8 protein-coding genes are annotated in these 12,324 nt (G+C 36.2%); 2 read left to right on the top strand and 6 right to left on the bottom strand.

Annotated features, from left to right (window positions below; genetic code table 11):
• Window position 1: 1 nt before the first annotated feature.
• From IRB79_RS17215 to IRB79_RS17230, 4 genes are read right to left on the bottom strand one after another with little or no spacing between them, the layout of a single operon-like run.
• Window positions 2-2,029, bottom strand: coding sequence for an AAA family ATPase (locus tag IRB79_RS17215; RefSeq protein ID WP_243503657.1), 2,028 nt, complete (start codon window positions 2,027-2,029; stop codon window positions 2-4).
• A complete protein-coding gene (locus tag IRB79_RS17220) occupies window positions 2,026-2,199 on the bottom strand; it encodes a hypothetical protein (protein ID WP_243503658.1) in 174 nt (57 codons plus the stop codon). Before IRB79_RS17220 ends, IRB79_RS17215 begins: the two co-directional genes overlap by 4 nt.
• Window positions 2,199-4,223: a DEAD/DEAH box helicase family protein gene (locus tag IRB79_RS17225; protein ID WP_243503659.1), complete on the bottom strand. Its 2,025-nt coding sequence runs from the start codon at window positions 4,221-4,223 to the stop codon at window positions 2,199-2,201. The genes IRB79_RS17220 and IRB79_RS17225 overlap by 1 nt, the downstream gene beginning before the upstream one ends.
• Window positions 4,213-8,172: a sigma factor-like helix-turn-helix DNA-binding protein gene (locus IRB79_RS17230; RefSeq protein WP_243503661.1), complete on the bottom strand. Its 3,960-nt coding sequence runs from the start codon at window positions 8,170-8,172 to the stop codon at window positions 4,213-4,215. The genes IRB79_RS17225 and IRB79_RS17230 overlap by 11 nt, the downstream gene beginning before the upstream one ends.
• A gap of 703 nt (window positions 8,173-8,875) precedes the next feature.
• Between IRB79_RS17230 and IRB79_RS17235 the strand changes: the two genes are divergently transcribed.
• Complete coding sequence (locus IRB79_RS17235) at window positions 8,876-9,280, top strand: very short patch repair endonuclease (RefSeq protein ID WP_347815337.1); 405 nt, start codon at window positions 8,876-8,878, stop codon at window positions 9,278-9,280.
• Here IRB79_RS17235 and IRB79_RS17240 read toward each other — a convergent pair.
• Window positions 9,277-10,377, bottom strand: a complete 1,101-nt coding sequence (locus IRB79_RS17240) for a DNA cytosine methyltransferase (RefSeq protein ID WP_243503662.1) — start codon at window positions 10,375-10,377, stop codon at window positions 9,277-9,279. The genes IRB79_RS17235 and IRB79_RS17240 overlap by 4 nt on opposite strands.
• Before the next feature lie 264 nt (window positions 10,378-10,641).
• On the bottom strand, window positions 10,642-11,787 hold the full coding sequence (locus IRB79_RS17245; RefSeq protein ID WP_243503663.1) for a phospholipase D-like domain-containing protein: 1,146 nt from the start codon (window positions 11,785-11,787) through the stop codon (window positions 10,642-10,644).
• 194 nt (window positions 11,788-11,981) lie between these two features.
• Between IRB79_RS17245 and IRB79_RS17250 the strand changes: the two genes are divergently transcribed.
• Window positions 11,982-12,215, top strand: a complete 234-nt coding sequence (locus IRB79_RS17250) for a hypothetical protein (protein ID WP_243503664.1) — start codon at window positions 11,982-11,984, stop codon at window positions 12,213-12,215.
• Window positions 12,216-12,324 lie beyond the last annotated feature (109 nt).

The following is a 12,324-nucleotide window of genomic DNA, read 5'->3' on the forward strand; positions in this document are numbered from 1 at the left end:
TTTACCCCCTGGTTGACATAGTTTCATTTATTTGGACAGGTACAATGTTAGAGTGACCTGGTTCAATTTGCTCTAGCTTATACCATTTCCCAAGCTTGCCAGTACTCTTGAAACGGATCTCTTCTGTTCTGGAAAGTTCTGTATCGGTTAAGAGCAGTACCCATTGTGAAGTCAAATTAGGGACATTATCGATCAAATGGTCGCGATTATTCCCGGAAATACGGCCAAATGGCGTGTCCATGAATAGCGGGAAGTTAATATCCTCTGATCCACCCGCTGCAACCTTTGCCAGTGAGGTGATAAACGATAATGCAACAACCTGGCGCTGACCTTGTGAGATATCCTGAGTGATATTGATGTTATCCCAACCAATAATAGCAATCTCGTATTTTTCATTAATGTCAATACGCTTAACTAAATCTTTATCTTTTCGATCAATCAGAATCTTGAAGATTTCGGTCGTTTCTGTTGTTAGCTTCAAGCGCATATCGTCGCTGTATTCTTTAAATAATACTTCGAATTGGTTCTTTAGTGTTTCGATGTATTGAAGAATCTTAGAATCAATCCGTAAGCTCTCATTGTCTCGAAGCAAGCGGGTAAATTCCTTTTCCAATGCATCGAGCTGCTTTTCCTTTTCTGCCGACTGAAATGTTAATGAGTTCACATCAACCTCAAGATCACGAAGGTAACCTTTCTTTTCATTCAATGTACTTTCTAGACTCCTGAGGTTCTCCTGTTCCTGGGCTTTTTGCTGAACATCACTGTTATACTTATCAATCTCACGTTCGATTTCTTCAATTCCGTCCTTGATCTCTCGGAACTCGCGAAGCTTTGTTTCAATCGCATTCATAATCTCTTGTTCCTCCATTCCATAATCATGAATGCTAGAAGTAATTTGCGTGATTAACGGTGTTAATTCTGAACGTTTAAAGTTGTTTTTCAGCAGTTCAATATGTGTAAAATGCTCCTTGTTTTCATGCAGGTTGTTTCCACAGCAAGCACAAACCAGCTCATTTAGAGACTTTTCGATAACTTCGATAGGAATTAAATCCTTTTGATCCACTAAAATTTGATCTAGATAATTTTTCACCGAATAGTAGGTATCCTTCATCATTATGTGGAACCCATTCGAAATGAGTTCGGTTTTAATTTCATTCTTCTTGTCCTTAGCCAGTCGTACATGAAGGTTTTTCTTTTCCTTCTCTGTATTCAATTTTTCTTGAATCCTTTTTACATCCTGGTTCTCAGCAAGCTGGGCTTCAATCCGTTCAATTTCAAGCGAGCATGATACCATATTCTCTTCCTTTAGGCTCACCTTTTCCTGGATGTTGGCGATTTCAGTTGTCAAGGCATCAATATCATTTTGCTTTCTGGTTAGATCCAGACTTTGAGATGAAGAAGTAATTCTCCGTTTTTCAGAAGAATGCAGCCTCTTTAGAAGATTGATAGCTGCTTCCAGTTTGTCGATCTGAAGAAGCTTCACAATTCCGTTTTTAACCTCTTCCTTCACCTTTGCATCTGTTTTGGCCAACGTCTCAATCTTTTCGGCATCAAACAGAAAGAAATCCTTAATGCTTTCATCCAAAATTGTATTCATGATATTTTTAATTTCGTTTTCATCTGTAATCGGCTCAGCAGAATAATTTCCATGTACATCCACAATATTAAGCTCTACATCCATGATCTTCTCTGTAATATCCTTGCCTGCCTTGTACCCTCTCGCAAATCGCTGGATGACATACGTTTTCCCTTTATGCTCAAAAGTAATTTTCACTGAGCAATCGATCGGCATATTCGGATTTCGTTCCATCGCCAACAGATTAACAAGGTGGATTTTTTCCTTCGGGTTATCCTGTTGGATATGGGTGCTACCGTACAAACCAAACATTAATGCACGGAAAATACCCGTTTTCCCTTTTCCGTTTTCACCGAATACGATGGTGATATTCTGATCACCTTTGGCAAATTCAATCTTTTGGTCTCCATAAAACTGGCGGAAGTTTTGAAGCGCAATTTCAATTAGTTTCATTTCACTTCCTCCTCTAAGACCAACTCACGGATTTCATCGCGAATTAACTCTTCAATGCTGGCATTGGATCTGCGTCCGGCCTCCAATTCCTGAAGGAGGATTCTTGCAACATCTGACAGTTCCCCAGGAAACAGTTTAATTTTTTTCTCTATATCTTTATTTATGTTCATTATATAGCCCCCATTGTCGTTTGAAATTCTCTGTATACTTCCCAAGGCAGCTTATCCATCAAGTATTCAAGAGAATAAGCACTGAGTTCTCTTCCTACAACCTCCCTTGCCGTGTAGCTATTGATCGCGTACTGAGAGAATTCTGCAAACCTCGGTATTTCTTTTGAAGCAATGGATTTAAAGAGCTGGTCACTGGTATTTCTAGGCAAAACAACGAAATCATAAATTTCTGCAATGTTTTTGCCAGGATACGTCCGCAATATTCGCCCGCGCCGCTGGACGAATTCACGTGGATTCGAAGTGCTCGCAACGAAATAGGCGGTCCTTGTGCTCGGGACGTCAACCCCTTCATCCAAACATTTTATTGCAACGAGAATTTGTATCGCCCCATTGTCAAATGACTTAAGAATTTGCATTCTGTCCTGAAGGCTGACCTTCGAATCGAAGCGATGCACACGATAGCCAAGACTCGCCAGCTGTCCTGTAATCATTTCAACCTCGCCTGGTGCACAATAAACGAGTATATGAGAAACATCCTCTCTTTTTTTCTCACGGAAAATATTAAGAAGTTTTTCCTTTTTGTTTTCCGCTTTGCTCAGTATTAGAGCACGCTTCCGGTTCAGGTCACTAATCTCTTCATTGTCGGGTTTTTCCTGACCGAAAAGAGTAATTATCCTCTTCGTATATCTCTCATATCTCTCAATCTCGTCTTCTGTCAAGTCAATTATAAAAGGTTTATAGGTATACTCAGTGAGAGCACCGTTCCTAATGGCCGTCTTCATATCATATTCATAGACGGTATCACCAAAGAAGTCCTTAATATAGTTCGTACCGGCTTCATCCCACCAGCGGTCTGGAGTTGCTGACAGCCCAAGTTTAGCATCTATGCTTCCGAGCTTATTATTTCTGAGGCTGCTGACTCCAAAATAATGGCACTCATCGGCAATCAGGAATCCTTTTCCTCTTATTTTTTCTACCATGCTATTAAACTCTTCAGATGCTGCACTTCGATAAGTAGTAATCACAACATGCTTAAGAACGAACCCTGCATTGAAATCCCTGACATCCGTTTGTAGCTTTCCATACCATGATCTTTTACTCCCAAAGCAGGTAGTAAAACTTGTAAACCCGAGCAAGCGGCAGTTTTCCTCCCACTGCTCAACAAGATGGGTAAACGGCACAATGATCGTCAGGAAGATGCGGCCTTGTACTTTAAAAAACTCGTTCGCAATCATCAGACTCGTAATCGTTTTTCCTGTTCCAGTGGCCATTTCTAATATCCCATTCCAGTTATTGGCTTTAACCGCATCTATTGCTTCCTGCTGATAAGGACGAGGAATAATCTCATGGCGTTTTATTGGCTTCCTCTCCTTTTTATAACCGGTAATTTTTTCTTTAAGGATGTCAGGCATCTCAATGATCGTTAGGCCATTCGTCGTATTGTTCCATAGTCTTTCAAAGTCCTCAACCATATCATCAATACGAGTCCTGTCATAATCCTTCCAAAAAACATCTATTTTTTCAAAATTATCGCGGATACCGCCAAGTGTTTCATTTGCAGATCCAGAAAAAGCAATACGATTGCACGCCTGATCATAAAAAATACCAAACTTCTCATGATACAAGCTATTGTTATCAGTAAAAGCGATCTTTATATCTAGTTTGTTTTCAAAAATAAGCCATGCCAATGTATTAAGGGGATCCTCACGAATTGTGTCCTCACACATGTCAATTTCGCGGAGAAGACTGCTTGCAATAACGTCATATTTGGCTCTGTATCCCAAACGAATGACCTCAATATCCTCTGCTGTCAAATGAGGGCTCGCAATCAGTCTTATATATCCGTCTGAATGCAAGAAGGTTTCAAGCCCTTTGGCGATTACACCAAGACTGGAGCTGGTAAAATAACCCACGGCACGATCATATTGTACTGACCTTTCGATCACCTTGCTGTAAAAGTCAGCGTGAATCTGGTCTGCATCTGAACGGTATTTAAATTTCAAATTCAGACTCTCAAACGACATGACTATCACCCTTCTTTACTGTTACATAGCCAAGAACATCGAATTCAAGCTTTTCTGAGTTTCGAATTTCATATGGCAGAACCTTTTTGTGGTTATATTCCTGCTCTCTGACAATTCCATTCGCCATTAAATAATCATAAATGCTAATTTCGTGCATATTTCCTGTGTATTCATTTTCAAGAATATACAGCACCAGGTTTTCAAACGTCTTAAGCGGACTATTCTCTTTAACGACTATCAATTTATCATAACGGTAATCGCTAATATTCTTCTTTATCTGTCTGTATCCACACAGCTCAAGCATACTTGTCAGCAAGAAGGGATTCCACCTGAATTGGATTGAAGGAAGCTTTCTTCTATACCCCTTAAGATTGTTGATTGCAATATATGCTTTTCCCCCTTGGACTTCTTCAGAAAAGGCCTTTATCTCCTGTAAAACTTCATCAGTTACCTCAAACTTTTTAGAAGGATAGAGAACATTAAAGTCCACCTCAGTAAACAGACCATGATTCATTATTCTTTTCATGATGTTTCCGACCATTATTTCCTTATAACCATATTCCAGTAAAAGATCTCTTATTTCCTGTCTTGAGGTTTCGCCTGGAAATTTATCCTCAATGACTTTATCTACAGAATCATATTTGCATCCGTCCAAGTATAAAAAATTCGTATGGCCTTTTACAATTGGAATCATTTTTTTAATAATGGCGGGAAGTTTACCAGGTTCATCAATCCCTTTATTTCTCAAAAGAACCGATAACTTCCGATCAAACACCATATCCTTATACAGCTTATTTACTGTGGTAAAGCCTTCTTCGAATCCAGCTAAAAAGAACTGTTTTAATTGTTCTAATTCTGTCTCTGAAAAATTCAATTTCTCTACCAGGATGACGGAATTTGTTCCCCAGGGAATGAGCTGATCTGATTGGCCAACTGTTAAATCTATTTTATACAAAGGCTTCATGACTTCCAGTAGCTGATTCTTCGTACATTGACCGCCGTGTTTCTTCATGTATTCAATTAAGCTGTCTTCACGGCTTAATTTTGCATTTTCATTCCTGAAAATATTTAACGTATTGCCTTTACCAATAATGAATTTGTCATCAAGGTAATAGCGAATTAAGGAGTATAAATGCAGTTTGCTAATGATACCAAGCTTTTCAATCCGCCTGTGAAAATGTTCATATATTTCCTCTGTGTTCACAACTTCCTTAATCTCAAATTGCTCATTAAGATAGTCTTCAATCTGAGATATGAACTCTACATCGAAACTTTCGCTATCAAAGTATTGGAATGTTGAACTGTTCACGAGGATAACATCTTCAGTATCCCTAATTCTTGCGTCAATTGATCGAAGAGTTGTACCAAGATTATAAGCTAAGTGTTTCTTGGCTAACTGTTGCAGATAGGCTGCACCCTCTTCATCTACCCGCAAAGGCTCTTTAATATGATGTTCAAACATATAGTTCAGCACCTGATTCATGGACAGGCGAGATCTTGAGTAGACTTCGCCATATCTTATATAGCGTTCCTTTTCGAACATACGCTGAAGCATTTCTTCCGTTGGATTTTCGATTCCGATTGTCTGAAGTATTTCTTCTAAAGACTGATGGAAATCTGTTGCCGAAAAAACCACTGGAAGATCATCAAAAAATCCTTCGACTTGTTTAAGGTCCTTTTTATCAACATCAGATAAAAAGAAGATTCCCAATCGATCATAGTAATCCAATAATATATTTTCTTGTTTTAATAGTCCTACAATAAATGAAAACTCCGAACCGACAAGCTCGACGAACTGATCTCCGGTGATAAATGCTTCATGAGGGGATAAAACTTTTACGATCTCAGGGAAATGCTGTCTTTTAAGGTAAGCAGCCATCTTTTTGATCGCTTTTTTTGCGACTTGTCTTACTCTTTCTCTCGAAACTCCAAATTGCTTACCGGTTTCATCAAGGGTCATCCCCATTCCATATCGGTGCATAATAATACTATAGTCCCTATCCGGAAGGTTTGTGTTCATATTACTAATAATCGCGCTAGGTGTCTTTTGTTTCATAAGCAGTTGTGACAAACTCATAAGGAGCTGCGGTTCGAATTCTACTTTTAGCATCGACAATTCTTTGCCTTCAATTTCTTTAATCGTCAAAAGACTGGTCGATTTGGTTTGAAAACCGTAATTATAGAATAGAGCCTGTACTTGTATTTCTTTAATCGCTTCAAAAATCTCTCCTGATTGGAATAAGTTATCTGTTCTATCAGACTTATTATCTGCATATAAACCAAGTACTTTCATAACATCTTCAAACTTCTTCTTTCCTACTTTTGGCTGTTTGGAATAATCATATAAGTGTTCTGATGTGATTTGTCCAAGAGTAGCAATTCGCCTAAATTCACAGTAATGCCTGAAGGTAGTGTACTTCCGCTCCATGAAGATCTCTTCAATCTTAAGATTTGCTGCATGCAAACCTACGGACAAAGGATCTTCTTGGTCTGCAAATACACCCTCTGCCTGATGAAGAGCAAGCTCGGCACTCAACCTTTTCTCAACAGCCACTACGCGATTCTCTCCAACACCTTTTGTATTTTTAAAATCCAACAAGTGTTGACCCATAATATCGAAGATTGACTCAATGGAATGATCCGCGCAGAACATACGAAAAGAGCGGTATATATTTTCATGGAATACTGCATTTATGCTAGTTAGAGATTGTTTGTTATGTTCCTGATTCCCCAAGCCCTTATGTAATTCAAGTCGCTTTTCCACGATTTCTTTTACTACCTTGACTTTTCCAACTCCTACGCCCCTCATCATGCCATATTCATTAAAGTGGCTATCTGTAAGTTCGTTAATCGTCTTAATGCCCTTTTGTTTGCAAAAAGCAAAAAATGACCTATATTTAAAATCCGTAAAAATATCTTCAATAATGATTGAAGGGACAGAATCATCAGATCGAATACCTCCAGAAAGGAAAAGATTCAATCTCTCCTCAATAGCATTAACCTTTCCGACACCAACACCAAGCTGATATGCATAACCCCCAAGGTGCTTCTCTGTTATCTCTTCAACAAATTGAATACTGGCTTCTTTGCAATACTTTCGAAAAGTATTATATTGATTGTCTGCAAATACCACATCTATCGAATTCTCTGTTTCTAGATTGATACTTTCCCCATTTGCACTTTCTTTTTGGAGCAATTTATTTAGACGTTCCTTTACTTGGTTAAACTTGGCTGGGCTGACACCTTTTCTTCGTTTATGCTCTTCCAGATGATTTGGAGAAATGTCTGTGATATACGTAATTCCTATTCTTGAGCAAAAATTACGGAACATCCAAAATCGATCTTCTGAAAATGCTTCGGTAATTTTTATTTGCTTTTCGGCCCCTGGTTCTTCCTCTTTCGTTACATCTTCAAGGACAGATTTTGGTTCCTCATTTCCATTGGGCAAAAATGGAGTTGCTGTTTCATTAATTACACCACTGGCAGCTTCCTTCAAATTAAAACCAGCCTTTGACAGCTCCTTTTCTAGCAGAGCAAGATCAATATTTCGATTAATGGTTTTAAAGCCTTCAATTGGCACGTAATGAAAAAACTGATCAGTATCAACCTTGAACCTCTGATTGAACCCTGACAGCCCAAGAATCTGGTAATCAATTTTCTGGAACATTCCATTATTATCTGGTGAGTAAATTACAACTTCGGTTGAAACCACACTGGAAGGCAGGATATTATTTGGTTTTTCTGTATGGAAAGAAAAACCCCTTAACGAAAGCTCTTCTACAATATTAATAAATTCAAATTTATTTGAAACATAAAGTGTTCTTAAAGGGTCCAAGGATAACTGCTTCAGGGAAATCTGCTGGCACTTTGAAAGAAATGCTTTCAGACGTCCATCCTGCAAATCATCCAACGACTGCAAAACAGCCGGTATCTGTATATAATCATTCATGGATGCCCACCGACCCCTCTCTATTTTTATTCATATACTTCTATTTTACTATACAAATTGGAAGAGATCGACAGGGATTGACAAATTGGTAGGGATATTAGTTAAAAAGCGTCAGCCTCCCGTAGCCAAATAGAAGGATTTGTCCACGAGGGTTGCTTGACGCCACATCTTCCAGAGATGATTGGTTTGATGTAAGCCTCTTTTTAAAGTTAACCATATTTAACCGACTTCCATATTATTTACAATTATACCTTTTAATATACAATTAATTACTATTAATATCTTAATTCCCTTATTGAACTACTTCATGATTCTAATTTATAACAAAGAGTCCTTCTATTTATTTATTACTCTTAAATTATTAAATAAATTATTTTATAAGATAAAGATATACAAAACTATCCAAGAAATGTCACAAGGGCTTTAACCATCTCCTATGGAGATATCCAAAAGATACTAATTAATACTTAAAGTGGTAATCACCTTTTCACAATTTAAATAAAAAGAACTTCTGAACTGATAACTAGTTTTGATTTGAAGTTTAGGCTGTAAAATGTAATTACAATTGAATTATTAATATTAGCGCGAAAATAATTCCTTTCTGTTTTATTTGTTTATAACAATTTATTAAAGGTAATAATAATTAAAAATGGAAGGAGTATATTATGGCGGATAAGATTACAAAGGAACAACGAAGAAAAACATGCAGGCTATTAAATCTATATCAAAACTCGAAAGTATAGTTTCGAAAGAATTGTGGAAAAAAGGATTTCGCTTCAGAAGAAATTCTAAAGATTTATTTGGAAAACCTGATATTTCTATTAAGAAGTATAGAGTAGCAATCTTTATAGACTCTTGTTTTTGGCATCAATGCCCCTTACATGCTATTATGCCAAAAAGCAATACTGATTATTGGATAAAGAAACTTGCTAGGAACATTGAACGGGACAAGGAAGTTGATGAATACTATAAGAAGAAATGCTGGAACATTAAGAGAGTCTGGGAACATGAAATAAAAAATGACTTGGAAAAGGTAATAATGGAGTTAGGTGAGTTTATTGCCGTTGCCCAAGAACAAGTAAAAAGAGACCCCAAGGGATCTCTTTAAACTGATAAGGAAGTTTTGTTTGTTTTTACTTCAGTGTTTTCATATGCACTATTAAGTGCTGCAATCATACTTGTAGCAAGTCTTTTAATGACAGGAACACTTACTGCATTTCCTGCTTGCTTGTAAATATGAGAGTTTGCCATTTTTTCTGGAATTTTATAATCATCATCAACAGGAAATCCTTGAAACCTTAATGCTTCCTTAGGAGTTAATTTCCTATATCCCCAATCATCTACAATCAAAGGTACGTTATGCCCACCTGTTCCCATGTTAGCAGTCAAAGTAGGACAAACATTACTTTGATTTTCTCTAATATAAATTCTTCTTAATTGATAAACAGTATCTCTACGAGTCATTGCTTCTTGTATCATAGCGTAATATTGACTATTAGAAGTGTAATAAAAAGCAGGATCTTGTTTTTTATCACGATCTAAAATATTGTCAATTGTATTAGTTAGCGGAATTTTTTCTGGCCAAACGAAATTATTTAATGCCTCTTCATCCTTGAATCCAACAATAAAAATACGTTCCCGATTTTGCGGAATATTACCATATTCCATTGTATTCATAACTTTACTGTCAATATGATATCCACTTTCTCTAAGCATTTGTTCTATAACTCTAAATGTATTACCGTTATCGTGTCCTTTTAGATTTTTTACATTTTCTAAAAAGAATGCCTTTGGCTCCTTTGCACGAATAAAACGAACTACGTCAAAAAATAAAGTGCCTCGTGGGTCAATTGCCTCCGTATACCCCCCACATTCTGGGCAAAGGGCTCCATTAACATATTCATTATAAGTAACGCTATGCTCATGTTCACATTCATGACATTTATATTTCATCCCGTGACGGTTTCCTGCTACAGAAAATGCAACACACGGCCAGCCTGCCGTTAATACATCCACTTTCGGCATTTCGTGTTCACTTACTTTACGGATATCTTCTTCTTTCAATGTATGCTTAAAGTTCTCTCTATAAGTAATACAAGCATTCTTGTCCATTTCATTGGCCCATAAAATATTCATACCTGCTTGTTCAAACCCTTTGTCTATTCCACCTATTCCAGCAAATAGTGATGCAACTGTATATGGCATTCACAGTCCTCCTACCAAATCGAATATATGTTCTCTTATTTGAGATATATTTATTATATTATCATATATTGTCGATTTTAGCTTAAATACTAAATTCTTTCAAGTAATTTTATTTCTTATCGATAACGTCTCACCTTACGAATTTAGTAATTTAATGAATCCACTTTTGTATAGAGCAATTGTAGGTATTAATTTTTTGAAACTATTTAAACACAAAATTTTCTATTAAAAAGTCAATAAAATACAAAATTATATATAAGATCCCTAATTCTTAAACTCTTCCTCAAAATCAGCATATGAGCCTTTACTGGCAAAATTAATCTTAAACCGATAATCATCTATTTTAGTGACAAGTGCAGAGTCTATCCCCACCCGGTCTAGATCCTCATATGTAACTAGTCGACCAACAGGAACCTGTAAAATAGTACGTAGAATCCAATGACCTAATAATTTGTTAGGTTTTGACATAAATCCCTTTCCGCCTGACTGACATACTTTTGCGTCAATCTCTTTTCCATCTGGAAGTACTAAAATAAACGGCTCCTTTTCATCAGAATGGGGATCGTAAGGGAAGAATCCTTCAAATTGCTGATGTATCCAACTAGGAATCGGAATATAAACTTCGTCTTCATGTCTATCTCGACCTCCTGCATTCCACTGATTTAAGCCACTCTTTTCTTCCACTTTTCCAGATCGTGCGCTGTAAAGAGGTAGATAAATTTGTTCAAATTTCTCGTCTTGTTCATGTGCGATATAGTATTCTTCACTTTGGTCAGTTAACAATAATTGGAAGGGATCATCTAATACCTCTACATCAAACTTAGCAATAGGATTATTACATAAAAATTGTTTATATAAAGTAGATTTAGCAATATAGAATTTATAATGATTATACTTATCTTTAAAGAAAATGTTTTTATCAGTTGTCTTCTTTCTGTCTAACTTTATTGATGCCAAATCAATATAATGCATCTCTTCTTCATGTATTTCAAACATACCATCTTTTCGTGTCACTAAATGGTAAATCTTCTTAGATGTATTGTGTGCACGTTCTGTTGCCGCTATTCTGTTATTTCTAAGCTCAGCAATTTTTAGCATTATATTTTCTTCATTCAAACCTCTGAACTTTTCAATATCTTTGTTAAACTCTGCAACCTTTTCAAATTTCTTTCCGTTACCATGGACAAAGGTCTTCAGTCCTATACCCACACTACCTTTAAAGGCATCAAAAGAAATATCACCCCTTGATAAATTATTTGCATTAAGAGCCCTACAGAATATATTTTCTGCTGCTCGATAATATAGGTAGGGGGTTCTACTTTCACTAAATAAATTTGATAATGACCCTACTACTTGTAATAGTTTAATGTATTCCTTTTGCTCTTCTTGGCTCTGTTTATCAAAAAACAATTTCAATGTACCTCCAGTATCTAAATAATCAAATTATAGCAAATTATGTAAGGAAACTAAAAGAGGAATTTCTTTAAATGTTTCTTTATCTGTAATGATGATTTAATATCCTATATATTAATTTTTGAAAGTTTTGTGAACTAACAAGATTATCTCTCCTAAAAATAATAGAATATATTGACAGGAGGGATATTGTGGAAAAATTGATTAAAAAGCTACAACCACATTGTGTTAAGTGTGGAGAACCATTCTGGGAAGAAGATATTGTCCACACAGACACAATGTTTGAACAAATCCAACATATTGAGTGCTTTATATTTAAACCAGAATACATAAAAGAAACGGGAACCTTTGGTGATATAGTAAGAGAACACCAAGAATATAAAAAAATTTTTCTTGTCTTAAGAAGAGGTATGGCTCTTCATTAATTTAATATCTTTATATTCATATAACTAATAAACATGTTAAGAAATGAAATAAAATAACTTAAGTTGAAATTAATAAAACAAAACACCCTCTATCTCATTTATACAAGAT

Origin of the sequence: Cytobacillus oceanisediminis (assembly GCF_022811925.1) — a bacterium.
Taxonomy (GTDB): domain Bacteria; phylum Bacillota; class Bacilli; order Bacillales; family Cytobacillaceae; genus Cytobacillus; species Cytobacillus oceanisediminis_D.